This is a genomic window from Streptomyces sp. IBSBF 2435 (assembly GCF_036815005.1).
Lineage (GTDB): Bacteria > Actinomycetota > Actinomycetes > Streptomycetales > Streptomycetaceae > Actinacidiphila.
The window spans coordinates 1-23,467 of record NZ_JAJSYW010000008.1 but is presented as its reverse complement, the minus strand read 5'-3'; the positions used below and the strand labels follow the sequence as shown (position 1 = coordinate 23,467).

The 23,467-nt window shown below is 72.0% G+C and carries 23 protein-coding genes and 1 pseudogene; 13 read left to right on the top strand and 11 right to left on the bottom strand.

Annotated features, from left to right (window positions below; translation table 11 throughout):
- The first annotated feature begins 15 nt into the window (after nucleotides 1-15).
- The 7 genes from nadC (at nucleotide 16) to V7E46_RS02975 (ending at nucleotide 4,484) form a co-directional block, all read left to right on the top strand.
- The gene (gene nadC, locus V7E46_RS03005) at nucleotides 16-1,056 is read left to right on the top strand and encodes a carboxylating nicotinate-nucleotide diphosphorylase (RefSeq protein ID WP_333766927.1); all 1,041 of its coding nucleotides are present in this window, start codon (nucleotides 16-18) and stop codon (nucleotides 1,054-1,056) included.
- A 6-nt stretch (nucleotides 1,057-1,062) separates the two neighbouring features.
- The gene (locus V7E46_RS03000; RefSeq protein WP_073501683.1) at nucleotides 1,063-1,857 is read left to right on the top strand and encodes a type III pantothenate kinase; all 795 of its coding nucleotides are present in this window, start codon (nucleotides 1,063-1,065) and stop codon (nucleotides 1,855-1,857) included.
- Nucleotides 1,858-2,008: 151 nt separating this feature from the next.
- Nucleotides 2,009-2,728, top strand: a complete 720-nt coding sequence (locus tag V7E46_RS02995) for a hypothetical protein (RefSeq protein ID WP_333766926.1) — start codon at nucleotides 2,009-2,011, stop codon at nucleotides 2,726-2,728.
- Nucleotides 2,729-2,857: 129 nt separating this feature from the next.
- Nucleotides 2,858-3,037 carry a hypothetical protein gene (locus V7E46_RS02990; RefSeq protein ID WP_329175923.1) on the top strand — a complete coding sequence of 60 codons (180 nt, stop codon included), beginning with the start codon at nucleotides 2,858-2,860 and terminating at the stop codon, nucleotides 3,035-3,037.
- A gap of 64 nt (nucleotides 3,038-3,101) precedes the next feature.
- The gene (locus tag V7E46_RS02985; protein WP_333766925.1) at nucleotides 3,102-3,497 is read left to right on the top strand and encodes a BlaI/MecI/CopY family transcriptional regulator; all 396 of its coding nucleotides are present in this window, start codon (nucleotides 3,102-3,104) and stop codon (nucleotides 3,495-3,497) included.
- Between the two features lie 9 nt (nucleotides 3,498-3,506).
- Entirely contained in the window at nucleotides 3,507-4,025 is a 519-nt protein-coding gene (locus tag V7E46_RS02980) for an amino-acid N-acetyltransferase (protein WP_329175919.1), read from the top strand.
- Nucleotides 4,026-4,145: 120 nt separating this feature from the next.
- Nucleotides 4,146-4,484 carry a histone-like nucleoid-structuring protein Lsr2 gene (locus V7E46_RS02975; RefSeq protein WP_327289400.1) on the top strand — a complete coding sequence of 113 codons (339 nt, stop codon included), beginning with the start codon at nucleotides 4,146-4,148 and terminating at the stop codon, nucleotides 4,482-4,484.
- On the opposite strand, the gene V7E46_RS02970 is transcribed toward V7E46_RS02975, so the two are convergent.
- The gene (locus V7E46_RS02970; RefSeq protein WP_333766924.1) at nucleotides 4,415-5,023 is read right to left on the bottom strand and encodes an SCO3374 family protein; all 609 of its coding nucleotides are present in this window, start codon (nucleotides 5,021-5,023) and stop codon (nucleotides 4,415-4,417) included. The two genes, V7E46_RS02975 and V7E46_RS02970, sit on opposite strands and share 70 nt — an antisense overlap.
- 426 nt (nucleotides 5,024-5,449) lie before the next feature.
- On the opposite strand from V7E46_RS02970, the gene V7E46_RS02965 reads away from it, so the two are divergent.
- Together V7E46_RS02965 and V7E46_RS02960 are read left to right on the top strand one after the other, a co-directional pair.
- On the top strand, nucleotides 5,450-7,960 hold the full coding sequence (locus V7E46_RS02965; protein WP_329175912.1) for an ATP-dependent Clp protease ATP-binding subunit: 2,511 nt from the start codon (nucleotides 5,450-5,452) through the stop codon (nucleotides 7,958-7,960).
- A gap of 518 nt (nucleotides 7,961-8,478) precedes the next feature.
- Complete coding sequence (locus V7E46_RS02960; RefSeq protein WP_333766923.1) at nucleotides 8,479-9,195, top strand: M23 family metallopeptidase; 717 nt, start codon at nucleotides 8,479-8,481, stop codon at nucleotides 9,193-9,195.
- 33 nt (nucleotides 9,196-9,228) lie between these two features.
- On the opposite strand, the gene V7E46_RS02955 is transcribed toward V7E46_RS02960, so the two are convergent.
- Complete coding sequence (locus tag V7E46_RS02955; protein ID WP_333766922.1) at nucleotides 9,229-9,819, bottom strand: TetR/AcrR family transcriptional regulator; 591 nt, start codon at nucleotides 9,817-9,819, stop codon at nucleotides 9,229-9,231.
- Nucleotides 9,820-10,032: 213 nt separating this feature from the next.
- On the opposite strand from V7E46_RS02955, the gene V7E46_RS02950 reads away from it, so the two are divergent.
- Nucleotides 10,033-11,628, top strand: a complete 1,596-nt coding sequence (locus tag V7E46_RS02950) for an MDR family MFS transporter (RefSeq protein ID WP_443053963.1) — start codon at nucleotides 10,033-10,035, stop codon at nucleotides 11,626-11,628.
- 180 nt (nucleotides 11,629-11,808) lie between these two features.
- Here the strand turns inward: V7E46_RS02950 and V7E46_RS02945 are convergent.
- Both V7E46_RS02945 and V7E46_RS02940 read right to left on the bottom strand, forming a co-directional pair.
- Nucleotides 11,809-11,976, bottom strand: a pseudogene (locus V7E46_RS02945) (PPOX class F420-dependent oxidoreductase); the annotation flags it as partial.
- Between the two features lie 300 nt (nucleotides 11,977-12,276).
- Entirely contained in the window at nucleotides 12,277-13,167 is an 891-nt protein-coding gene (locus V7E46_RS02940; protein ID WP_333766921.1) for a LysR family transcriptional regulator, read from the bottom strand.
- 75 nt (nucleotides 13,168-13,242) lie between these two features.
- Between V7E46_RS02940 and V7E46_RS02935 the strand changes: the two genes are divergently transcribed.
- Nucleotides 13,243-14,085: an LLM class F420-dependent oxidoreductase gene (locus V7E46_RS02935; protein ID WP_333766920.1), complete on the top strand. Its 843-nt coding sequence runs from the start codon at nucleotides 13,243-13,245 to the stop codon at nucleotides 14,083-14,085.
- Nucleotides 14,086-14,107: 22 nt separating this feature from the next.
- Nucleotides 14,108-15,049, top strand: a complete 942-nt coding sequence (locus V7E46_RS02930; protein ID WP_333766919.1) for a zinc-binding dehydrogenase — start codon at nucleotides 14,108-14,110, stop codon at nucleotides 15,047-15,049.
- 104 nt (nucleotides 15,050-15,153) lie between these two features.
- Here the strand turns inward: V7E46_RS02930 and V7E46_RS02925 are convergent, their stop codons facing one another.
- The 5 genes from V7E46_RS02925 to V7E46_RS02905 form a co-directional block, all read right to left on the bottom strand.
- Nucleotides 15,154-16,398, bottom strand: coding sequence for a HAMP domain-containing sensor histidine kinase (locus V7E46_RS02925; RefSeq protein WP_329175903.1), 1,245 nt, complete (start codon nucleotides 16,396-16,398; stop codon nucleotides 15,154-15,156).
- 6 nt (nucleotides 16,399-16,404) lie between these two features.
- On the bottom strand, nucleotides 16,405-17,088 hold the full coding sequence (gene cseB / locus V7E46_RS02920) for a two-component system response regulator CseB (protein ID WP_333766918.1): 684 nt from the start codon (nucleotides 17,086-17,088) through the stop codon (nucleotides 16,405-16,407).
- Nucleotides 17,089-17,091: 3 nt separating this feature from the next.
- Nucleotides 17,092-17,769: a hypothetical protein gene (locus V7E46_RS02915; protein ID WP_333766917.1), complete on the bottom strand. Its 678-nt coding sequence runs from the start codon at nucleotides 17,767-17,769 to the stop codon at nucleotides 17,092-17,094.
- A 17-nt stretch (nucleotides 17,770-17,786) separates the two neighbouring features.
- The gene (locus V7E46_RS02910) at nucleotides 17,787-18,317 is read right to left on the bottom strand and encodes a SigE family RNA polymerase sigma factor (RefSeq protein ID WP_329175899.1); all 531 of its coding nucleotides are present in this window, start codon (nucleotides 18,315-18,317) and stop codon (nucleotides 17,787-17,789) included.
- Between the two features lie 312 nt (nucleotides 18,318-18,629).
- Nucleotides 18,630-19,571, bottom strand: coding sequence for an A/G-specific adenine glycosylase (locus V7E46_RS02905; RefSeq protein WP_333766916.1), 942 nt, complete (start codon nucleotides 19,569-19,571; stop codon nucleotides 18,630-18,632).
- 130 nt (nucleotides 19,572-19,701) lie between these two features.
- Between V7E46_RS02905 and V7E46_RS02900 the strand changes: the two genes are divergently transcribed.
- On the top strand, nucleotides 19,702-20,589 hold the full coding sequence (locus V7E46_RS02900) for a hypothetical protein (RefSeq protein WP_333766915.1): 888 nt from the start codon (nucleotides 19,702-19,704) through the stop codon (nucleotides 20,587-20,589).
- A 107-nt stretch (nucleotides 20,590-20,696) separates the two neighbouring features.
- On the opposite strand, the gene disA is transcribed toward V7E46_RS02900, so the two are convergent.
- A complete protein-coding gene (gene disA / locus V7E46_RS02895; RefSeq protein WP_443053962.1) occupies nucleotides 20,697-21,848 on the bottom strand; it encodes a DNA integrity scanning diadenylate cyclase DisA in 1,152 nt (383 codons plus the stop codon).
- Nucleotides 21,849-21,937: 89 nt separating this feature from the next.
- Nucleotides 21,938-23,323, bottom strand: coding sequence for a DNA repair protein RadA (gene radA / locus V7E46_RS02890; protein ID WP_333766914.1), 1,386 nt, complete (start codon nucleotides 23,321-23,323; stop codon nucleotides 21,938-21,940).
- Nucleotides 23,324-23,467 lie beyond the last annotated feature (144 nt).

Below are 23,467 nucleotides of genomic sequence, written 5' to 3'. Positions count from 1 at the left end.
TCAAAAGGAGCACCAGTGACCAGCCCCGACCGCCCGCAGCCCGTCGCCCTCCCGCTGCCGCAGTTCGGCCCGCCGGAGGAGGCGAGCGGCGGTGGCGGCTGCGGGGAGGGCTGCGGCTGCGGCGCGGACGGGCAGTACGGGGAGGAGTACGGGATCGACCCGCTGGAGTGCGGCCTCGACCCCGACCTGGCCGGGCTGATCGCCGACGCCGGCCTCGACCCGATCCAGGTCGAGGACATCGCGCACATGGCCATCGAGGAGGACCTCGACCAGGGCGTGGACATCACCACGGTCGCGACCGTGCCCGAGGAGGCTCTCGCGGTCGGCGACTTCACCGCCCGCGAGGCCGGTACGGTCGCGGGCCTGCGGGTCGCGGAGGCGGTGCTGTCGGTCGTCTGCACCGACGAGTTCGAGGTCGAGCGGCACGTGGAGGACGGCGACCGGGTCGCGGCGGGCCAGAAGCTGCTGACCGTACGCACCAGGACCCGCGACCTGCTGACCGCCGAGCGCAGCGCGCTCAACCTGCTGTGCCGGCTGTCCGGCATCGCGACCGCCACCCGCGCCTGGGCGGACCTGCTGGAGGGCACCAGGGCGCAGGTGCGCGACACCCGCAAGACCACCCCGGGCCTGCGGGCGCTGGAGAAGTACGCGGTGCGCTGCGGCGGCGGCGCCAACCACCGCATGTCGCTCTCGGACGCGGCCCTGGTCAAGGACAACCACGTGGTGGCCGCCGGCGGTGTCGCCCAGGCCTTCAAGCTGGTGCGGGAGGAATTCCCCGATGTGCCGATCGAGGTCGAGGTCGACACCCTGCACCAGGTGCGCGAGGTGCTGGACGCCGGCGCCGACCTGATCCTGCTGGACAACTTCACCCCGGCCGAGACCGCGGAGGCCGTCGCCATTGTCGGCGGCCGGGCCTTCCTTGAGTCCTCGGGACGGCTCACCCTGGAGACCGCCCGCGCCTATGCGGAGACCGGCGTCAACTTCCTGGCGGTGGGCGCGCTGACGCACTCCTCGCCGATCCTGGACATCGGCCTCGACCTGCGAGCGGAAGCGTAGAGGCGGATGCTGCTCACCATCGACGTCGGCAACACCCACACCGTCCTCGGACTCTTCGACGGCGAGGAGATCGTCGAGCACTGGCGGATCTCCACCGACGCGCGGCGCACCGCGGACGAGCTGGCGGTGCTCCTCCAGGGCCTGATGGGCATGCATCCGCTGCTGGGGGACCTCGGCGACGGCATCGACGGCATCGCGATCTGCTCGACGGTGCCGTCGGTGCTGCACGAGCTGCGCGAGGTCACCCGGCGCTATTACGGCGACGTGCCGGCCGTGCTGGTCGAGCCCGGCGTCAAGACCGGGGTGCCGATCCTGGTGGACCACCCCAAGGAGGTGGGCTCCGACCGGATCATCAATTCGCTGGCCGCTGTCCATCTCTACGGCGGCCCGTGCATCGTGGTGGATTTCGGCACCGCCACCACCTTCGACGCGGTGTCGGCGCGCGGCGAATACATCGGCGGCGCCATTGCGCCGGGTATCGAGATCTCGGTGGACGCGCTCGGGGTGCGCGGCGCCCAGCTGCGCAAGATCGAGCTGGCCAGGCCGCGCAGCGTGATCGGCAAGAACACGATCGAGGCCATGCAGTCCGGCATCCTCTACGGCTTCGCGGGCCAGGCCGACGGAATCGCCGAGCGGATGGCCCGCGAACTGGCCGCCGACCCGGACGACGTCACGGTCATCGCCACCGGCGGACTGGCCCCGCTGGTGCTGAACGAGGCCTCGATCATCGACACGCACGAGCCGTGGCTGACCCTGATCGGGCTCCGCCTGGTCTACGAACGCAATATCTCGACCACCTGATTGCTTTTCCGCCGCCTTTCCGCCTCCGGCGCGTCCTTCGGCTCACCGGCTGCCGGCGGCGCGACCTCTCGTGCTGTCCTCACCCCGGGGTGAACACACCGGGATGAGGGTATTGCGGGGCATTTGTCCGCTTAGCACTTAAAGTCCAGTCATGCCTACGCCACACGGAAACCGAGGCGGCATGGCGTTCAGCGCGGACGAGCTGCGAGTGCTGCGGCGCGCCCTCGCGGAGGTGCTGCACCCCAGCAGGACCCCCGCGGGCGCTGTGGCGACCGCAGCCGCCGTGCCCCGCCCGGCCGAGTACGTCCAGGACTACCTCAGGCTCGCCGAGGCGGTGGACGACGCGGTCCAGGAGGCGGGACGGCTGCGCGCCTTCCTGCTGGCGGAGCTGCGCCGCTACCGCGACGCGCTGCCCGGCTCCGCGGCCGGCTTCCTGGAACGGCTCACCGCCGCCGTGGGCACCGGATACCTGCCGGGCGCCGACGACCTCGCGGCGCTGCGCCTGCTGCGCGCGCAGGCCACCGGCAGCCCGGAGTACCACCGGCGTACCGCACTGCTGCGCCACTGCGAAAACCTGGCAGACAACGACGTACGACTGCGTCTGGAGGCCCATATGCCCGCGCCGCGCCGCCTGCTCGCCCTCCCCGGCCCGTCCGCCGCCGACGAAAGGCCCGACGCCGAACCCGCGCCCAAGCCCGCGACCCCGCCGGCGCCGGGCACCCCGAAGCCCGCGGAACCGGACCCGGGCCGCCGTACGCCGACCCCCGCCGAGATCTGGCCGCCCGGGCGCCGCCCCGCGCCCCGCCGCGAGGACGACGACGCCATGGCCGCGCTGGCCGCCCTGGTGGGCCCGCGCCGCGCCTCCTGCTGAGGGGGGCCGGGGCGCGCGGGACCGGCCTTCCGCGCCTTCCGCGCCTTTCGCGCCGCCCATACGGGTGTTCCCCCCGCTGCCGGGGCACCCGTATGCATGGCGCCGGGACGGCGTGGCTACCCTGACCGCATGGACTATGTTTCCGCGATCGTGCCGCCGCTGGTAATGGCGATCTTCTTCACCTGTGTGATCGTCACAATGATCAAGCACCAGGGCGGCGCCAACAAGGCCCGGGAGGACGCCGCAGTGGACGCCGCCTTCGCCCAGGCGGAGGCCGCGCGCCAGGCCGCGCCGGCGGAGGACCGCTGAGCCCGAATCCCCGGCAGGTTCGCATTCCGGGCATTCAGCCTTACCAGCGCCTAGTATTCCGAGTGTGCCCCGGCCATTGGGAGACCTCGAAGACGCCGTCATGACCCGGGTGTGGGCGTGGAACCGTCCGGTTACCGTTCGTGAGGTTCTTGAGGACCTGGCGCGGGACAGGACCATCGCCTACACCACCGTGATGACCGTAATGGACAACCTGCGCCAGAAGGGGTGGCTGCGCAGGGAGGCGGATGGCCGCGCTTATCGCTATGAGGCGGTATCGACAAGAGCCGCATACTCAGCCGCACTGATGAACGAAGCCTGGGCCGCGAGCGACAACCCCGCCGCGGCCCTCGTGCACTTCTTCGGCATGATGTCGCCGGAACAGCGTGAAGCGGTCCGCGACGCAATGCGCGTCATCCAGTCCGTGGACCCCTCGGCTCCGACGGAAGCAGAAGGACGATAGCGTCCGTCCATGCCCCTCGTGTCGAATGACGTCACCATCCGCAGGGCCCGCACCGCCGATGTCCCCGCGGTGCGGAGCTTGCTGGACTCGTATGTGCGTGACCGCATCCTGCTCGACAAGCCGACGGTGACGCTTTATGAGGACATCCAGGAGTTCTGGGTCGCGGAACGGGACGAGGACGCGGCGGTCGTCGCGTGCGGCGCGCTGCATGTGATGTGGGAGGACCTGGCCGAGGTCAGGACGCTTGCGGTGGACCCGGCACTGCGGGGTGCGGGTGTCGGGCACCAGTTGCTGGCGAAGTTGCTGCAGACCGCACGGTGGCTGGGAGTGCGCCGAATTTTCTGCCTCACGTTCGAAGTGGACTTCTTCGCGAAGCACGGCTTCCGTGAGACCGGGGACACCCCGGTGGACGGCGATGTCTTCGGAGAGCTGCTGCGTTCCAATGACGAGGGAGTCGCGGAGTTCCTGGACCTGGAGCGAGTGAAACCGAACACCTTGGGCAACAGCCGCATGCTGCTGCAACTGTGACGTTCCGGTTTGTCCGGATCGCACGGTCTCGGGCGGACGTCTTCGTGCAAGGGGTTTGTGTTTTTCACGCAAAGGCGCTTTGCTTTTACCGTTAATCCGTTTTCGATGAAAGGGAAGCCGGTGGCACAGAAGGTTCAGGTCCTTCTCGTAGACGACCTCGACGGTGGTGAGGCGGACGAGACCGTGACGTTCGCCCTCGATGGAGTGACGTACGAGATCGACCTCACCACGGCGAATGCCGACAAGCTGCGGGGGCTGCTGAACCCGTACACGGACAGTGGTCGCAGGACCGGTGGCCGCGTCGGGCGCGGGCGTACCAAGGCGGTACGCGGCGGCGGAGCGTCGGGTCCCGACACCGCCAAGATCCGCGCCTGGGCGAAGGAGAAGGGCTACGAGGTCAACGACCGCGGCCGGGTGCCGGCCACGATCCGCGAGGCGTACGAGAAGGCCCACGGCTGATCCTGGGTGTGCGCCCGCAGCGCGCTCCGGTGGCAGGCCGTCGCCAGCGCGGCGACAAGCGCCGGAAGACCGATGGGAACCCCCGATCCATCGGCTCCTCGGGCGAACCGCAGCGCGGGCAGCGTGGCCTCCACCTCGACGCCCGGTCGGGGAGGCCGCAGCCATACCGGCTCCGACCGGTCGTATGCGGCCTCCCGGCGGCCCCACTCGGGGTGCGCCGGCGCCCGCATCTCCTGCCCCGCGCCCAGCGCGGCCACGTCCAGCGGGACGCCGCCCCACTCCAGCCATTCCAGCAGCCCCGGCAGCTCGTCCGCGGCGCCCGCCGCCACCAGCAGCAGGACCCGGCGCCCGTCGAGCGCCACCGGCCCCAGCCGGCCGGGCCGCGCGAAGCGGCTCAGCAGCGCGTACCCGACCGCCACCGGCACATCGAGCGCGTCGAACCGCACCCCGGTGACCAGCCCCGGCGGCAGCGCCCCCGACAGCGGCCACCCCAGCTCGTGCTCGTACCAGTCCATGCCCGTGCAACTGCGGCGGCGCACCGGGGTTACGTACCGCTCACGGGTGAACGCGTACGGTGTGCGGAATGTACGATTCCGGACAGGGGGCGTCCGGCTTGAAGTGTTCGTCCCGGCGCACGGTTGTTCGCCCGTAGCGCACACCTGCCGGACATCCGGTGTGGACTGTCGGTCGCGGAGGGTAAGAAGTACCTAGTGGGAAGGGATGATGCGGCGGCAGGCGGGGCAGGCGTTCGCCACGGGCGTAGTTGATAAAGAGGTATTCGCCTGGCCTGCGGGAACATCGTCTCGCACCATCGAGGTTGTGGGAGTGACGTCAGCCGGTAGCGCAGCTTCCCCGCGGCAGCGGGGGTGGATACGTGAGCGGCGCCGCTGTGCGGGACTAGCATGCGGAAGGACAGGGAGGGGACCGACCCCTCACTGCCCGACCGCTCTGAGGAGCGATTAACGATGTTCGAGAGGTTCACCGACCGCGCGCGGCGGGTTGTCGTCCTGGCTCAGGAAGAAGCCCGGATGCTCAACCACAACTACATCGGCACCGAGCACATCCTCCTGGGCCTGATCCACGAGGGTGAGGGTGTCGCCGCTAAGGCCCTGGAGAGCCTCGGGATTTCTCTTGAGGCGGTCCGCCAGCAGGTGGAGGAGATCATCGGCCAGGGCCAGCAGGCCCCGTCCGGCCACATCCCCTTCACCCCCCGGGCCAAGAAGGTCCTGGAGCTGTCGCTCCGCGAGGCTCTTCAGCTGGGCCACAACTACATCGGCACCGAGCACATCCTGCTCGGCCTGATCCGCGAGGGCGAGGGCGTCGCAGCCCAGGTCCTGGTGAAGCTGGGCGCCGATCTGAACCGGGTCAGGCAGCAGGTCATCCAGCTGCTCTCCGGTTATTCGGGTGGCAAGGAGTCGGCCACGGCCGGCGGGCCGGCCGAGGGCACTCCCTCGACCTCGCTCGTTCTCGACCAGTTCGGCCGCAACCTGACCCAGGCCGCCAGAGAGACCAAACTCGACCCGGTCATCGGGCGCGAGAAGGAAATCGAGCGGGTCATGCAGGTGCTGTCCCGCCGGACCAAGAACAACCCGGTCCTCATCGGCGAGCCCGGCGTCGGCAAGACCGCCGTCGTGGAGGGCCTGGCCCAGGCGATCGTCAAGGGCGAGGTGCCCGAGACGCTCAAGGACAAGCAGCTCTACACGCTCGACCTGGGTGCCCTGGTGGCCGGCTCGCGCTACCGCGGTGACTTCGAGGAGCGCCTGAAGAAGGTCCTCAAGGAGATCCGCACCCGCGGCGACATCATCCTGTTCATCGACGAGCTGCACACCCTGGTCGGCGCCGGCGCCGCCGAGGGCGCGATCGACGCGGCCTCGATCCTCAAGCCGATGCTGGCCCGGGGCGAGCTGCAGACCATCGGTGCGACCACGCTCGACGAGTACCGCAAGTACCTGGAGAAGGACGCGGCCCTCGAACGCCGCTTCCAGCCCATCCAGGTCGCCGAGCCGTCGCTGCCGCACACCATCGAGATCCTCAAGGGCCTGCGCGACCGGTACGAGGCCCACCACCGGGTGTCCATCACCGATGAGGCCCTGGTGCAGGCCGCCACGCTGGCCGACCGCTACATCTCGGACCGCTTCCTGCCGGACAAGGCCATCGACCTGATCGACGAGGCCGGCTCCCGGATGCGTATCCGCCGGATGACGGCGCCGCCGGACCTGCGCGAGTTCGACGAGAAGATCGCCGAAGTGCGCCGGGAGAAGGAGTCCGCGATCGATTCGCAGGACTTCGAGAAGGCCGCGTCCCTGCGGGACAACGAGAAGCAGCTGCTCGCCGCGAAGGCCAAGCGGGAGAAGGAGTGGAAGGCCGGCGACATGGATGTCGTCGCCGAGGTCGACGGCGACCTGATCGCCGAGGTCCTCGCCACCGCCACCGGCATCCCGGTCTTCAAGCTGACCGAGGAGGAGTCCTCCCGGCTGCTGCACATGGAGGACGAGCTCCACAAGCGCATCATCGGGCAGAAGGACGCCGTCAAGGCGCTGTCCAAGGCGATCCGCCGCACCCGCGCGGGTCTGAAGGACCCCAAGCGCCCCGGTGGCTCGTTCATCTTCGCCGGCCCGTCCGGTGTCGGTAAGACCGAGCTGTCCAAGGCGCTCGCCGAGTTCCTCTTCGGCGACGAGGACGCGCTGATCTCGCTCGACATGTCCGAGTTCAGCGAGAAGCACACCGTCTCGCGGCTCTTCGGCTCCCCGCCCGGCTATGTCGGGTACGAGGAGGGCGGCCAGCTCACCGAGAAGGTGCGCCGCAAGCCGTTCTCCGTGGTGCTCTTCGACGAGGTCGAGAAGGCCCACCCCGACATCTTCAACAGCCTGTTGCAGATCCTGGAGGACGGTCGGCTGACCGACTCCCAGGGCCGGGTCGTGGACTTCAAGAACACGGTGATCATCATGACCACCAACCTCGGCACCCGCGACATCTCCAAGGGCTTCAACCTGGGCTTCGCGGCCCAGGGCGACACGAAGTCCGGGTACGAGCGGATGAAGAACAAGGTCAGCGACGAGCTCAAGCAGCACTTCCGCCCCGAGTTCCTCAACCGTGTGGACGACGTCATCGTCTTCCCGCAGCTCAGCCAGGACGACATCCTCCAGATCGTCGACCTGATGATCGGTGCGGTGGACGAGCGGCTGCGCGACCGCGACATGGGCATCGAGCTGAGCCTGGAGGCCAAGGAACTGCTCTCCAAGCGCGGCTACGACCCGGTCATGGGCGCGAGGCCGCTGCGGCGGACGATCCAGCGGGAGATCGAGGACTCGCTGTCCGAGAAGATCCTGTTCGGCGAGCTGCGCCCCGGCCACATCGTGGTGGTGGAGGTCGAGGGCGAGGGTGAGACGGCGACGTTCACCTTCCGCGGCGAGGAGAAGGTCACGGTGGCGGACGCCCCGCCGGTCGAGACCCCCAACCTCTCCAAGGAGGGCTGAGCGCCTCCGGCGCCGACAGAACACCGGGCCTCGGCCCCGGATCCCGCAAGGGCTCCGGGGCCGGGGCCTTTCTGCATGCCCGGTCGGGCCGGCCCGTCCCCGGACCTTCCGGCGGTGGCCGGCTGCCCGCGCCCCTGGGCGGACGTCCTCTCCCGCGGCGGCGAGGTCCGCCACCCCTCCAGGGCGCGGGAAACCGCGCGGGCAGGCCCGCCGGGGGAGGTCGCGGGACCGGGGCGAGGGGCACTCCGGAGGGGCGTCGGAAGCCCTGCCGGGTGAGGTGCCGCACGTGACGCGCGCCACGTACTACCGGGATTAGTCGCCGCCAGGCCCCTCCACCAGGTGGGCGAAACGGACTATTCACCGGTTTTCGGCCCCGATTCCGCCCCGGCGCGGACCGGCGGCACCTACGACCCCCGGTAGGAGGACCGGTGTTTGCCGGGCCGTCGCAGCCCGGGTTACCAAGGTGGAGCGAGGCCGCACCCCGGGCCCCGTACCCCCACCAGTGAGGTTGTTTCTGCATGCGTAAGCTCTCGCTCTCGACGAAGAAGAACCGCACCCCGAAGTCCGTCAACCGCGGCCGGGTGGCCGTAGTGACCGGCGGAATGGTCGCGGCGCTCGCGCTCGGCTCCACCGCGGCGTTCGCCGCCGGTGCGCAGCACGAGGCGGCGCCCGTCGCCGCCTCGGCCCCGAGCACCGTCGCGGACGTGCTGGCGAAGCAGGCGGCCGGCCAGAAGGACGCCGCCGCGGCGGCCAAGGCCAAGGCGAAGGCGGCTGCCGACGCCACGAAGCGGGCGGCCGAGAAGGCCGCCGCCGACCGCAAGGCGCGGATCGCCGGCTGGGAGACCCCGGCGGCCCACTACGTGCTCGGCGCCGGCTACCACCAGGTCGGCAAGCACTGGGTCAACACCCACTCCGGCCAGGACTTCGTCGTGCCGACCGGCACCTCGGTGCGGGCCGCGCACACCGGCACCGTCGTGACGGCGGGCTGGGGCGGCGCGTACGGCAACAACATCGTGATCAAGCACGGGTCGCAGCTGTACACGCAGTACGGCCACCTGTCGCACATCGGTGTGCACGTCGGCCAGCAGGTCATCACCGGCCAGGAGATCGGCAAGTCCGGCTCCACCGGCAATTCGACCGGCCCGCACCTGCACTTCGAGGTCCGTACCACCCCGTACTACGGCTCCTCCGTCGAGCCGCTGCACTTCCTGCGCGCCCACGGTGTGAACGCGTGACGGACGCTGAGGCGTCAACCGGCCGCCGGCGGGTCAACCCGTAAGGAGACTCGCCTCGGACTGGGCGACAAGATCGAGGGCGACTTCGAGGATGGCCGCGCGCTTCTCCTCGGGGTCGCCCTCGACGTTCTGCGTCACGAACATGCCGGCGTGCATCGCGTAGAGCGCGGTGACGCTGCGCACCTGCGCGGCGATCGGCGCGTCCGGGTCCTTGAGCAGTCCGCCCAGCGATTTCACGCTGGTGCGGAAGGTCTCGCCGATGGTCAGCTCGCGCACGGTCGCCTGGTTCTCCTGGAAGAAGCGGAAGAGGTCGACCGAACCCCACAGTATGTCGCTGTAGCGCCGCAGCAGCTCCTGCTTGGTGGCCAGCGTGCGCGGCTGGGTCTCGGCCCAGGTGATCAGCTCGCGCATCGGCCGGGCCAGGTCCTCGGCGATGCTGCTGAGGATGTCTTCCTTGGTCTTGAAGTGGTAGTAGAGCGCCGCCTTCGTGACGTCGAGCCGCTCGGCGATCTCCCGCAGCGAGGTCTTCTCGTAGCCCTGCTCTGCGAACAGCTCCAGCGCGACCTGCTGGATACGGCGGCGCGTGTCGCCCCTGCGTGACTGCGGCTGCTGCGGTGTGCCCATTGGCTTGTCGCTTTCCTGCTGCACTTCGTCGCGCCTCCCGAGGGGGGAGTGCGACCGGCTCGAAACCCACACGGTAGGGCCTTCTTCCGAGGCTACGCACTTACTTGACGCCCGGCTAGTAAACAACGTACCTTGCTGCTACGTAACGTACTAACCGGGCGGCAAGTAAGCACCACTGGAACACCGCCCTCGCATGGGGGAGGAAACCCGGTCATGTCCCAGACCGAAACCGCCAAGCCGTCCACGCCGGAGCCGCCGCCCGGCGCCAAGGCCGAGAGCGGGCCGCGCCAGCGCAGTGTGCGTGTGGTGATGGTGGGTCTGCTGATCGCGATGCTGCTCGCCATGCTCGACAACATGATCGTCGGCACCGCGATGCCGACCATCGTCGGCGAGCTGGGCGGCCTCGACCACCTCTCCTGGGTCGTTACGGCGTACACCCTGGCCACCGCCGCCTCCACCCCCATCTGGGGCAAGCTCGGCGACATGTACGGCCGCAAGGGGATCTTCCTCACCTCGATCGTGCTGTTCCTGGCCGGCTCCGCGATGTCCGGCATGGCGCAGACGATGGACCAGCTGATCGCCTTCCGGGCCTTCCAGGGCCTCGGCGCCGGCGGTCTGATGGTCGGCGTGATGGCGATCATCGGCGAGATGATCCCGCCCCGCGAGCGCGGCAAGTACCAGGGCCTGATCGCCGGTGTCATGGCCATCGCCATGATCGGCGGCCCGCTGGTCGGCGGCACCATCACCGACAACTGGGGTTGGCGCTGGAGCTTCTACATCAACCTGCCGATCGGTGTCGTCGCCCTCGCGATGGTCACCATCGTGCTGCACCTGCCCAAGAAGCCCAGCAAGGGCCGTATCGACTACTTCGGCGCCGTCCTGCTGACCGTCGCGATCACCTCGCTGGTGCTGCTGACCACCTGGGGCGGTACGCAGTACGCCTGGGGCTCCGTGCAGATCATCGGCCTGCTGGTGCTCGGCCTGGCCTCGCTGGCCGCCTTCCTCTTCGCCGAGACCCGCGCGCCCGAGCCGATCATGCCGCTGCGGATCTTCCGCAGCTCCAACTTCTCGCTGATCTCGCTGGTCGGCTTCCTCGTCGGCTTCACGATGTTCGGCTCGATGACCTTCCTGCCGCTCTACCAGCAGACCGTGCAGGGCGCCTCGGCGACCAACTCCGGCCTGCTGCTGCTGCCGATGCTGCTCGCGATGATGGCCGTCTCCATGGTCGCCGGCCGGGTCACCACCGCCACCGGCCGTTACAAGGCCTTCCCGATCATCGGCGGCGCGCTGATCACGGTCGGCCTGGTCCTGCTGTCCACGATGGACGTCCACACCACCCGCTTCACCTCCGGCCTCTTCATGGCCGTACTGGGCGCGGGCATGGGCTTCGTCATGCAGATCACCATGCTGATCTCGCAGAACAGCGTCGAGATGCGCGACATAGGCGTCGGCTCGTCGTCCGCGACGCTCTTCCGTACGATCGGCGGCTCCTTCGGCGTCTCGCTGTTCGGCGCGCTGTTCTCGCACAAGGTCCAGCACGGTATGGACTCCACCGCGGCCGGCGCCGCCGCCACGAAGGGCGGCGCGCAGCTCGACCCGGCGACCATCGCCAAATTCCCGCCGGCGCTCAAGGACGCGTACTTCCACGCGGTGGCCTCCGGCACGCACGTGGTCTTCCTGTGGGGCGCCGTGGTGAGCGTCTTCGGCTTCCTCGCGGCCTGGTTCATCATCGAGAGCCCGCTGCGCGGCGCGGCGGCGAAGCCGGCCGCCCAGTCCGAGGACGAGCCGCTGCTGGCCGACGCGCTCTGACCTGCGGTCCGGCCCGCCCGGACACCGGCTCCGCAGCCCCCTCGGGTTCCCGCCCGAGGGGGCTGCCGGCTTTCTGCCCGCTCTATTCGGCGGGCGGCACGGTGAGGGCGTAGTGCAGCGTCGCCTGTGCTTCCTGCGGTGCATGAAGGGGACGAGGAAGCCGTGCAGGAACGGATACTTCCGCGCGAGCGCCCGCCCGGCCCGCGCGGCGTCCTCACCCGTGAGCAGCACCGCCCGCGCCCGGACGGCCGGCCCGGTCGGCTTCCCCTTCACGGTGGACGGCGCGATCTCGACCCGCGGGTCGTTCCGCAGCCGCCTGACCTTCCAGGCGGCGCTGTACGTCCGCACGTAGGCCCGCTCCCCCTCGACGGCGATACTGACGGCGGTCCCGACGGGCGTGCCGGCACCTGTCGTCCCGGCGCAACCGTATGAGCCGTACACACGAGAGGCGGGCGACACCGATGTGGAACGGCGCGGTTTCCTCCGTGACGGAGCCCGGTCGGTCACCGGAGTAGCCCTGGGCTGGTGCCGTCGCCCGGCCGGTGGCGAACGCCAGGCCGGCCGGCGGGCCGCACATGCCGAGCGCCACTGCCGCTCGACGCACCCGGCCGTTGGCAAGGGCGCGGCATCGGCCGCCCCCTGGTGACGTCACGGTGCCGCGCAGCAGCGGCAGCACGCCTCCGTGAAGACGCGGACGGCGTCGCGGTGGTCGGGGGTGCGCCACAGGACGGCGAGTTCGCTCGGGGGGAGGTCGGGGACCGGGCGGCAGATGACGTTGTCGCGGTGGTAGATCTCGGCGTTGCCGGCCGAGAGGAGGACCACCGCCAGACCGGAGGCGACCGCCTCGAAGGCCTCGTCGGCGGTTTCCGCGGTCGCCGCGACCGTGGCCGGGGTGGTGCGCCGGTCCTCGCCCAGCCAGAAGGCACGCAGCGGACCCGCTGACGCGGGCAGGGCGACGAACGGCTCGTCGGCGAGTTCCGCGAACGGCACGCTGGGCCGGCCGGCCAGCCGGTGGCCGGCCGGCAGCGCCACCCAGCGCTGCTCCGTGGCGATCACCTGCGCCGACAGGCCGGCCCCCGGCACCGGCAGCCACGCGATGGCGACATCGACCTCGCCGCCCGCCAGGCCCGCCGTCGGGTCGGCCCAGCCGATCTGCCGGAAGCGCAGCCGCCAGCCGGGCAGCCGCCGCTCCATCGCCGCCGTCACGCCGGGGATGAGGCCGCGCCCGATGGTGGTCTGGAAGCCGACGGTCAGCGTCGTGCCGTGCGCCGCCGCCGCGCCGGCCACGGCACCCTGCGCGGCCTCCCACTGCTCGATCAGCCCGCGGGCGTACGGCAGCAGCTCCCGTCCCGCGGCGGTCAGCGCGACCGCGCGCCGGTCGCGTACGAACAGCGGTGTCCGCAGCGACGCCTCCAGCTGCCGGATCTGCCGGCTCAGCGTCGGCTGCGCGATGGACAGCCGCTCGGCCGCGGCCCGCGTGAAGCTCAACTCCTCCGCGACCGCCACGAAATACCGCAGATCCCGGACGTGGACATCCATAGCGGAAGGCTATGACAGCAGCTCTTGGACAGGGCCGCGGTGCCGACCCAGGATGATCGGTGGAGGTGGTTGCCGATGGAACTGGGCGTCAACGGACTGAACGCCAAGGCCACGCTGGGACCGGCCGAGACGGTACGAATGGCCCGGCTGGCCGAGGAGTTGGGCTACCGGTCGTGGTGGGCGGGCGAGCATGTCGTGCTGCCCAGCCCGCGTACCCCCGACGCGCCGATGGAGCCGACCGACCCGATCCTCGACCCGCTGGTGCACCTGGCCTACGTGGCCGCGGTCACCGAACGGCTGGAGCTGGGCACCGGCATCGTCATCCTGCCGCAGCGCAATCCGCTGGTCCTCGCCAAGCAGGCCGCCAGCCTGGACGTGCTCAGCGGCGGCCGGCTGCTGCTCGGCGTCGCCGCCGGATACCTCGAACCCGAGATGACCGCCGTGGGCGTGCCGTACGCCGAGCGCGGCCGGCGCACCGACGAGTACATCGACGCGATGCGTGCGCTGTGGAACGAGCCCGCGCCCTCCTACCAGGGGCGTTACGTGTCCTTCGCGCACGTCGACGCCCACCCGCGGCCAATGGGTCCCGGCGGTCCGCGGATCGTGGTCGGCGGGCACAGCCCCGCGGCCTTCCGGCGGGCCGTCGCCCGCGGCCACGGCTGGCTCGGCAACGGGGCGGGCCCCGCCGACCTGGCCGCGCACCTCGACGGGCTGCGCAGGGCCGCCGCCGAGGTGGAACGGCCGGGGTGGCTCGGCCCGCTGGAGATCAGCTTCATGCAGATGTCGCCGGTCGACGCGGACAACGCCCGGCGCTACGCCGACCTCGGCACCGACCGGCTGATCGTCTACCCGCTGCCGCTGGAGGACCCGGCGGCGGTGGCCGCCCACCTCGAACAGCACGCCGCCCTCCCGCACTGAACGCCCCTCGCGAAGGAACGCCATGCGCGCACTGATCCACGACCCCGCGGCACCGTCCGGCCTCCGGCTGGGCGAGGTCCCCGAGCCGGTCCCGGTGGCCGGGCAGGCCCTGATCGAGGTGCACGCGGTGTCGCTGAACTTCGCCGAGGCCGCCTACGCGGCCGACCGCACCCCGGCCGGCACCGTCATGGGCCTGGACGCGGCAGGCGTCGTGCTGGAGCCGGCCGCCGACGGGTCCGGGCCGCCGCCCGGCGCCCGGGTGGTGTCCTTCGGCTGGGCGGCCGGCGGCTGGGCCGAGCGGCGTGCGGCCGACACCGGGCACCTGGCCGTCGTGCCCGACTCCGTCGACCTCGGTACGGCGAGCACCCTGCCGGCCGCCGGCGTCTCCGCGCTGCGTGCCGTACGCGACCTCGGCCCGGTCCTCGGCCGCCGCGTCCTGGTCACCGGCGCATCCGGGGGCGTCGGGCGGTTCGCCGTGCAGCTCGCCGCCCTGGCCGGCGCCCACGTCATCGCCTCGGTCGGCAGCCGGGCCCGCGGGGAAGGGCTGCGCGAACTGGGCGCCGCCGAGGTCGTCATCGGCCCGGGCCAGGTCGGCGCCCCGGTCTTCGGCGTCCTCGACAACGTCGGCGGCCCGCAGCTCGCCGAGGCCTTCGGGCTGCTGGAGGACGGCGGCGTCCTCCAGAGCGTCGGCAAGGCCTCCCTCGAACCGACCACCTTCGACTTCGAGGAGGAGCGCCGCAAGGGCGGCCGCAAACGCCTGGAGGTCTTCATGGTCGGCAACCCCGTCTACGGCCCCACCTTCGGCCCCGACCTCGGCCGGCTCGTCCGGCTGCTCGAAGCCGGCGCCCTGACCCCGCGGATCGGCTGGCGCGGCCCCTGGCACCGCGCCCCGGAAGCGGTCGAGGCCCTGCTGTCCCGCCGCGTCCTGGGCAAGGCCGTCCTGGACGTGCCGGGGGAGGGGTGAGCCGAGCCCAGGGCGGGGGCCTGAGCCGGGACCCGAGCGGGAGCCCGGGCCGGGATCCGGGCCGGCGCACTGCTCCGGCCCGCCCCCGGTCCAGGCGGTGACGCTCAGCGCGGCAGCAGCAACTGCGCCACCGCGCCGCCGCCGTCCGTCAGGGGCGCGTTGCGGAAGGTGAGGCGGGCGCCGAGGACGCGGGCCTGGCCGGTGGCGATGGTCAGGCCGAGTCCGTGGCCGCCGCCGGAGCGGTCGGTGGAGCCGGTACGGAAGCGGCTCGGCCCCTCGCGGAGCATGTCGGGGGGGAAGCCGGGGCCGTGGTCGCGCACCCGCAGGAAGGGGCCGTCGACCAGGACGTCGATGGGGGCGCCGCCGTGCCGGGCGGCATTGGCCAGCAGATTGCCCAGGACGCGTTCGAGGCGGCGCGGGTCGGTCTGGACGACGGCGTCCTCGGCGACGGTGATGGTGGCCTGCGGGGCGAGCACCGGCACCCGGCGGCGGACGAATTCCGCGAGGGCCACCTCCTGGAGGTCGGCCTGTTCCGCGGCGCCGTCCAGGCGGGCGACCTCCAGGACGTCCTCGACCAGGGTGCGCAGCGCGTGCACCCGGTCGCGTACCAGCTCCGAGGGGCGGCCGGGCGGGAGCAGCTCGGCGGCGGTGACCAGGCCGGTCACCGGAGTGCGCAGTTCGTGCGCGATGTCAGCGGTGACCCGCCGCTCGGCCTCAAGACGCAGTTGCAGCGCGTCGGCCATCGCGTCGACGGCCCTGGCCAGCTCGTCGGTCTCGTCGCGGCCCCGGCCGCCGATGGCCTCGCGCACCCGGACCTGCGTGTCGCCGTCGGCGACCTTGCGCGCGGCGGTCGCCGCCTTCCGCAGCCGCCGCGACATGCGCCCGCCGACGAACACGCCGATGGCCGTACCGCCGAGCACGACGGTGACCGAGCCGAGCACCAGGGTCCTGTCGAGGTCGACCAGCACCGAATAGCGGTCGGTGAAGCCGGTCTTGAGCGACAGCACCTTCCCGGTGCCCGCCGGCGTCTCGGCCCAGACGACCAGGCCCGAGCGGGTCTGCTGGACGAAGGTGGCGCGCTGGCCCTTGGCGGCGTACGCCTTCAACTCGGGCGGCAGGGCGGGGTCGTTGAGGGTGGCGTAGAAGACCAGCCGGCCGTTGGTCTCGTAGATCCGCAGCGCGGACTGCACCCGCTCGTCCTGGACGTCCCTGGCACTGTTGATCATGCTGACCCGGGCCGCGTTGTGCACGACCAGGCTCAGGACGACGACGACCAGCGCGGACACCGCGGCGATGGCGGCACTGAGCTTCCAGCGCAGCGTGAGGGTGGGAGGGAAACGCGGGGCCATCGCTGGTCAGGCCCGCAGCTTGTAGCCGAAGCCGCGTACGGTCTCGATACGGTCCTGGCCGACCTTGGCCCGCAGCCGCTGGACGTGCACGTCCACCACCCGGGTGTCGCCGCCCCATTCGTAGTCCCACACCCGGGTCAGCAGCCGGTCGCGGGACAGCACGGTGCCGGGGGTGGCGGCGAATTCCAGCAGCAGCCGCATCTCGGTGGGGGTCAGCGCGAGGCGTTCGCCGGCCCGGGTGACCTCCATGCCCTCCGGGTCGATCGCGATGTCGCCGAAGGACAGCAGCGCGCCGGCGTCCTGCGGGTCGTCGGCGGCGCTGGCGCGGAAGCGGCGCAGCACCGCCCGGATCCGGGCGACCAGCACGGCGCCGTCGAAGGGCTTGGTCACATAGTCGTCGGCGCCGGCCTCCAGGCCGAGCACGATGTCGATGGCGTCGGCGCGGGCCGAGACCATGATGACCGGGACGGTCGACTCGTCCCTGATCCGCCGGCACAGGCTGACCCCGTCAAGACCCGGCACCATCACGTCGAGCAGCGCGAGGTCGGGCCGCTGGGCGCGGAAGGCGTCGAGTCCGGTCAGGCCGTCGGGCGCGGCGGTGACCTGGAAGCCGTCGCGCTCCAGGGAGAGCGTGGTGGCCTCGCGGATGACGTCGTCGTCCTCGACGAAGAGGACATGGGTGGCGGCCATGGACTACCGCCGCCCGGCGGCCGGCCCGGCCGCCGACGGCGAGGCCGAGGCGCCGGGCAGGTCCGGGTCGAGCGGGTCGGAGTCGGGCCGCGGCGCCGGATCCGTGGACGTCGGCTCGGGCCGCACGGTCGGCGTGGGCGCGTCGAAGCCGGCGTAGCTGCGGGAGACCTGGACGAACCGGCCGCCGCGCCACGCGTACAGCACCGACTCCTGCCCGGTCGGAAACGTCACCGGGTCGTCCACCTTGTACACCTCGTGGATGATCTGCAGCTGCCCGTCCTCGACGCTGCCGTACACCGGCGGGCGCTCGTCGGCGAAGACGTTCTGGTATTTGCCGTTCACCATACGGTAGACGTACGCGGCCACGCCGAGGCCGTCTCCGCAGGTCGTGACGTTGACCACCAGGTCGGGGCCGTCACCCTCGGTGAGGTCGCCGGTGTCGGTGGCCATCGGATAGGTGTTGCCCGCGCACGGTGTCAGGTCCTCGCGCACATCCTGGCTGACGCTGCTGTCCCGGCGGACCATGGTGGCCAGCGCCTGCGGATCGCGGGCGATGGCCGGCGCCATGGCGGTGGACGGCCGCTTCACGGTGGGGGAGGGCGCGGGACCCTCCCTGCGGACGCCGGTTCCGGTCGTACCGCAGCCCGTCACCACGACGCACGCGCAGGTCAGCGCGCCCATCGCGGCGGTTCCGGGTCTTAGGCGGCGCACATCGCCTCCGGTCGCGTGTAGCCGTAACTGCCGTGTTCCAGTTCATGGCGCAGCCGGGCGAGCGCCCGGTGCAGCGTGCTCTTCACCGTACCGGTGGACATGCCCAGCGCCTGCGCGGTTTCCTCGGTCGTCAGCTGGCCGTAGTGGCGCAGCACGACGACCTGCCGCTGCTTGGGGGACAGCACGGCCAGCACGTCCCGCAGCATCTCCCGGTCGGCGCGCTGCTCGGCGCCGTCGTCGACGCTGGGCTCGGGCAGGTCGCAGACCGGCACCTCGTCGAGTTTGCGGTTGCGCCACCACTCGGTTCTGGTGTTGATCATCACCCGGCGCATGTACGCGTCCGCCAGCGTCTTGTCGGCGATGCCGTCCCAGCGGGGGTAGGTGCGCACCAGCGCGGTCTGTACGAGGTCCTGGGCGTCGATCGGGTCCGGTACGAGGCGGCGGGCGCTGCGCAGCAGGGCGTCCTGCCGGCTCCTGACGTACTCCTCGAACTCCAATACCGTGCCGCTCGCCGCCATGTCTCTCCGCCCCGATCCGCCCAGAAAACCGCTGCGACCGGGCGTTTCGCCGTGTCGCAGCCGGAGGTTTCCCCCCGGCGTCCCTCGAAATTACGGACCGGATGTCAGGCTTCCGCCACCACGAGAGCACAGCGGACGCACAGCAACCCATCGGTTGTGTAACGGCAGCCGAGCGAATCGGGCAAAGGGGGTGAAGTAGCTGATAAATGGGCGGCTTGTGTGCCCTGCCAAGGGGGTTGGCGGTGCGGCCCGCCCGGCGGGAGGTGCCGCGCGGGCGGGTCGGCGGAAGGTGGCGGTCGGCGGCGGGCGGGGTCAGACCGGGAGGCGGTAGACGCCGTTGGCGAGGGGTTCGACCAGGCCGTCCTCGACCAGGCCGTCCAGTGCCCTGGCCCGCTGCACCGGCTCGTGCCACACCGCGTCGAGCGCGGCCTGCGGTACGGGCCCCCGTGAGGCGCGCAGGACGGCGAGCAGCCTGCCGCGTACCTGCCGGTCGGTCCCGGCGTACGACTGCCCGCGGCGCGGCGGCCCGTCGTGCGGGGGCGAACCGGCGAGCCGCCAGGCGCACAGCGCCGCCACCGGGCACTGCCCGCACTGGGGGGAGCGGGCGGTGCACACCAGTGCGCCCAACTCCATGGTGGCCGCCGCCCAGCGCGCCGCCGTCGCCTCGTCGGCGGGCAGCAGGCCCGCCGCCGTACGGCGCTCGGCGGCCGTCGTCGCATTGGGCGGGTGCGCCGTGCCGGTCACGACCCGGGCGAAGACCCGCCGCACATTCGTGTCGAGCACGATGTGCCGCCGCCCGTACGCGAACGACGCGACCGCCGCCGCCGTATATTCACCGACCCCGGGCAGCGCCAGCAATTCCGCGTGCTCGCGCGGCACTTCGCCGCCGTGCCGCTGCGCTATCGCGCCGGCCGCGGCATGCAGCCGCAGGGCCCGGCGCGGATAGCCGAGCCTGCCCCAGGCTCTGACCGCCTCGCCCGGTGACTCGGTGGCCAGGTCGGCGGGGCGCGGCCAGCGGGCCAGCCACTGCTCGTGCACCGGCAGCACCCGGACCACCGGGGTCTGCTGGAGCATGAACTCGCTGACCATGACCGACCAGGCGCCCGCGTCCGGGCGGCGCCACGGCAGGTCGCGGGCGTGATCGCCGAACCAGTCGATGACCAGGTCGTGCAGCGCGGCCGCACGCGGGGTGCCGGCGGAGGCCGGGTCGGTGGCGGTCGCGGACTCGGGGGTGTGGTGGAGGTCTGTGCTCATCGCCTCGCGATCCTCGCACACGCCACTGACAGCGACCGGTTGCCGACGTAAAGGTGATCATCGGCAAAGACGGGCCACCGAGCGGCGGGTGTTGCGGCGGCACACGGGTGATCTCCCCTAGAGTTCGGGTGTGGGCTCGTTGCGCAATCCCGTCGGACCTCTCCCGTCGACCATCTACTGGCGGCGGCGGACAGTGATGTTCGCCGTCGTGGCGCTGATCGCCGTGCTGGCGATCTGGGCGGTGACATCGGGCGGCGGCGGTGGGAGCGACGGCAAGGGCTCCTCCTCGCCCACCGGTTCGCACAGCCCGGCGGCGACCATCACCGCGGGACCCGTGCCCAGCGGCACCCACATCAGCGGGCGCCCCGGCGGTCGGGACACCGACCCCGCGAACGGCGGCACGGACTCCAACGGCGGTACGGGCGACGGCACTTCCGACGGCGGCTCGGCCGGCGCCGCGGCCGGCGCGTCCGGCGGCGACACCGCCGGTACGACCGGTGGCACCTCGGCGGGTACGTCCGCGGGCGCCGGCGCGGGCGGCACCACGACCGCCGGCGGCGCCGCGAGCGCGGGTACGGGCTCGGCCGACGACCAGGTCCCGGCCGGCTCGACGCTGCCCACCTGCTCACCCGGCACGGTCTCGCTGTCCCTGGCCAGCGCGAAGAACGCCTATGCGCCCGGCGAGACCCCGGTCTTCCAACTGCGCGCCACCAACTCCGGCGCCGTCACCTGCAAGCTGGACTTCGGCCCCCGCAGCGCGGTCTTCACCGTCACCAAGACCCCCGACAGCAGCCATGTGTGGGCGTCCGACGACTGCCCGGCCAACGCGTCGGCGTATCTGCTCCAGGTGCCCGCGCACGGCACCACCGCCTACACGCTGCGCTGGAGCGCCAAGACCAGCTCCCCGCGGTGCGCCGCCCCCAAGGGCGCGCAGGCCGCGCCGGGCAACTACCTGGCGCAGGCCCAACTGCCGGGCTACGGCGCCAAGAGCGTGCCGTTCGTGCTGTCGCAGGACTGAGGGCGGGGGCCGGCGGCGGGGACTGCCTCCGCGGGACCCGCGGCAGGGCAGAGGGCGGGCTGCCGCCCTTGCGGGACTGGCCGCGGGACCGGCGTCGGGCGGTGCGCCTACACGTACCGTTCGAGGATCGAGGACTCCGCGAGACGCGACAGGCCCTCGCGGACCGAGCGGGCGCGGGCCTCGCCGACACCGTCGACCGCCTGGAGGTCGTCCACGCTGGCGGCGAGCAGCTTCTGCAGCCCGCCGAAGTGCTCGACCAGCCGCTCGATCACCGTGTTCGGCAGCCGCGGCACCTTCGCCAGCAGGCGGTAACCCCGCGGCGACACGGCCGAGTCAAGCGACTCGGGGGAGCCGGTGTAGCCCAACGCCCGCGCCACCGTGGTCAGTTCGATCAGCTCGCTCTGTGGCAGCGCGTCCAGCTCGGCCATCGCCTCGCCGACCGTACGGCTGCGCTTTGCGGTCGGCTCCGGTACGTAGTCCCGGGCCACCAGCTCGCGTTCCGGCTCCACGCCCGCGATCAGCTCGTCCAGCTGGAGCGACAGCAGCCGCCCGTCGGTACCCAACTCCACGACGTACTCGGCGATTTCGGTGGCGATCCGGCGGACCATCTCCAACCGCTGCGCCACCGCCGTGACATCGCGGACCGTGACCAGGTCCTCGATCTCCAGCGCCGACAGGGTGCCCGCCACCTCGTCCAGCCGCAGTTTGTACCGCTCAAGGGTGGCCAGCGCCTGGTTGGCCCGGGACAGGATCGCCGCCGAGTCCTCCAGCACCCGGCGCTGACCGTCCACGTACAGCGCGATCAGCCGCATCGACTGACTGACCGAGACCACGGGGAAGTTGACCTGCTTGCTGACCCGGTCCGCGGTGCGGTGCCGGGTGCCGGTCTCCTCGGTGGGGATCGTCGGGTCGGGCACCAACTGCACCCCGGCCCGCATGATCTTGGTCATGTCCTTGTCCAGGATCAGCGCACCGTCCAGCTTGCACAGCTCACGCAGCCGGGTCGCGGTGAATTCCACGTCGAGGACGAAGCCGCCGGAGCACAGCGACTCCACCGTCTTGTCCATGCCCAGCACGATCAAGCCGCCCGTATTGCCGCGCAGAATGCGCTCCAGGCCGTCGCGCAGGGCCGTGCCGGGCGCGACGGCGCTCAGCGACGCGCGCATCAGCCCGCCGTCCTGGCCGGTGCCGGACCTGCTGGCGGAGTCCGCCGCTGCCTTGCGGGCCGGGGCGGCGCCTGCCCGGTCGTTGGCTGCCACTGCGTTCCTCCGGTCGGTGCGGTTTGGAGTGAGTTTACGTCGTCCGCGCCGCGGGCCGCCGATCACCGGCCTGCGCCCCCTGCCGCCGGCTACCCCCGGGAGGCCCTCGACGGCAGCGCGCGCAGGGCGTCACCGATGTCCGCGACCTCGATCACCCGCATCCCCGCGGGCACCTTGCCGGGGTCGGTCGGCACCAGCGCGTGGGTGAAGCCGAGCCGGGCCGCCTCCGACAGGCGGCGCTGCACACCGGTGACCCGGCGCACCTCGCCGGCCAGCCCCACCTCGCCGATCGCCACCAGATTCTTCGGCAGCGGGGTGTCGATCGCCGCGCTGGCCAGCGCCAGCGCCACCGCCAGGTCGGCGGCCGGCTCGGTGAGCCGCACCCCGCCGACGGTCGCCGTGTAGATGTCCTGCTTGCCGATCGCCTTGATCCGGCCGCGCTGCTCCAGCACGGCCAGCATCATCGAGACCCGGGAATTCTCCAGGCCGGACGTCGTACGCCGAGGCGAGGGGATCTGGGTGTCCACGGTCAGCGCCTGCACCTCCGCGACCAGCGGCCGCTTGCCTTCGAGCGTCACCGTCAGGCACGTGCCCGGCACCGGCTCGTCACGCCGGGTCAGGAACAGGCCCGACGGGTCGGCCAGGCCCGTGATCCCCTCGTCGTGCAGCTCGAAGCAGCCGACCTCGTCGGTGGCGCCGTAGCGGTTCTTCACCCCGCGGATCAGCCGCAGCCGCGCGTGCCGGTCGCCCTCGAAGCTCAGCACCACGTCGACCAGGTGCTCCAGCAGCCGCGGCCCGGCGATCGTCCCGTCCTTGGTGACATGGCCGACCAGCAGGGTGGCCATCCCGCGCTCCTTGGACGCCCTGATCAGCGCGCCCGCGACCTCGCGGATCTGCGCCATGCCGCCCGGGGCGCCGTCGATCTCCGGCGAGGCCACCGTCTGCACCGAGTCCAGCACCAGCAGCGACGGCTTCACGTCGTCCAGGTGCCCGAGCACCGTCGACAGGTCCGTCTCGGCCGCCAGATAGAGGTGGTCGGCGAGCGCGCCGATACGGTCCGCGCGCAGCCGCACCTGCGAGGCCGACTCCTCACCCGTGACGTACAGTACCGGGTGCTCCGCGCTCGACGCCTTCGCCGCCACGTCCAGCAGGAGCGTGGACTTGCCGACCCCCGGCTCGCCCGCGAGCAGCGCCACCGCCCCCGGCACCAGGCCGCCGCCCAGCACCCTGTCCAGCTCCGGCACCCCGGTCGAGCGCGCGGTCGCCTGCCGCCCGTCCACCTGCGCGATCGGCCGTGCGGGCGAGCTGACCCGCCCCGGCGCGGTGGTCCGTACGGCCGACATGCCGCCGTGCTGCTCGACCGTCCCCCACGCCTGGCACTCGCCGCACCGGCCTAGCCATTTCACCGTGGTCCAGCCGCACTCGGTACAGCGGTAGGAGGGACGGTCCTTCGGGGCGGGCTTGCGGGTGGCCATGACGCCACCGTAGCGGTCGGGTAGGACAGCGGGGTCCGCCCGCCGGTCAGCCCGCGGCCGGCCTCGGTCGGGTGTGGCCGGCCTCGGGCGGCTGGAGACGGGTTCGGACGGGTTCCCGGGGGGCGGCTCCGGGGGGTGCGAACG

Excerpts from the sequence above, each read along its gene's own strand:
- V7E46_RS02990 (WP_329175923.1), top strand. The coding sequence starts at position 2,858 with ATGGACTATGTTTCCGCGATCGTGCCGCCGCTGGTAATGGCGATCTTC.
- V7E46_RS02930 (WP_333766919.1), top strand. The coding sequence starts at position 14,108 with ATGCGCGCACTGATCCACGACCCCGCGGCACCGTCCGGCCTCCGGCTG.
- V7E46_RS02960 (WP_333766923.1), top strand. The coding sequence starts at position 8,479 with ATGCGTAAGCTCTCGCTCTCGACGAAGAAGAACCGCACCCCGAAGTCC.
- V7E46_RS02955 (WP_333766922.1), bottom strand. The coding sequence starts at position 9,819 with ATGGGCACACCGCAGCAGCCGCAGTCACGCAGGGGCGACACGCGCCGC.
- V7E46_RS02940 (WP_333766921.1), bottom strand. The coding sequence starts at position 13,167 with ATGGATGTCCACGTCCGGGATCTGCGGTATTTCGTGGCGGTCGCGGAG.
- radA (WP_333766914.1), bottom strand. The coding sequence starts at position 23,323 with ATGGCCACCCGCAAGCCCGCCCCGAAGGACCGTCCCTCCTACCGCTGT.
- V7E46_RS02925 (WP_329175903.1), bottom strand. The coding sequence starts at position 16,398 with ATGGCCCCGCGTTTCCCTCCCACCCTCACGCTGCGCTGGAAGCTCAGT.
- V7E46_RS02935 (WP_333766920.1), top strand. The coding sequence starts at position 13,243 with ATGGAACTGGGCGTCAACGGACTGAACGCCAAGGCCACGCTGGGACCG.
- cseB (WP_333766918.1), bottom strand. The coding sequence starts at position 17,088 with ATGGCCGCCACCCATGTCCTCTTCGTCGAGGACGACGACGTCATCCGC.
- V7E46_RS02950 (WP_443053963.1), top strand. The coding sequence starts at position 10,033 with ATGTCCCAGACCGAAACCGCCAAGCCGTCCACGCCGGAGCCGCCGCCC.
- V7E46_RS02965 (WP_329175912.1), top strand. The coding sequence starts at position 5,450 with ATGTTCGAGAGGTTCACCGACCGCGCGCGGCGGGTTGTCGTCCTGGCT.
- V7E46_RS03000 (WP_073501683.1), top strand. The coding sequence starts at position 1,063 with ATGCTGCTCACCATCGACGTCGGCAACACCCACACCGTCCTCGGACTC.
- V7E46_RS02980 (WP_329175919.1), top strand. The coding sequence starts at position 3,507 with ATGCCCCTCGTGTCGAATGACGTCACCATCCGCAGGGCCCGCACCGCC.
- V7E46_RS02905 (WP_333766916.1), bottom strand. The coding sequence starts at position 19,571 with ATGAGCACAGACCTCCACCACACCCCCGAGTCCGCGACCGCCACCGAC.
- V7E46_RS02910 (WP_329175899.1), bottom strand. The coding sequence starts at position 18,317 with ATGGCGGCGAGCGGCACGGTATTGGAGTTCGAGGAGTACGTCAGGAGC.
- V7E46_RS02915 (WP_333766917.1), bottom strand. The coding sequence starts at position 17,769 with ATGGGCGCGCTGACCTGCGCGTGCGTCGTGGTGACGGGCTGCGGTACG.
- V7E46_RS02995 (WP_333766926.1), top strand. The coding sequence starts at position 2,009 with ATGCCTACGCCACACGGAAACCGAGGCGGCATGGCGTTCAGCGCGGAC.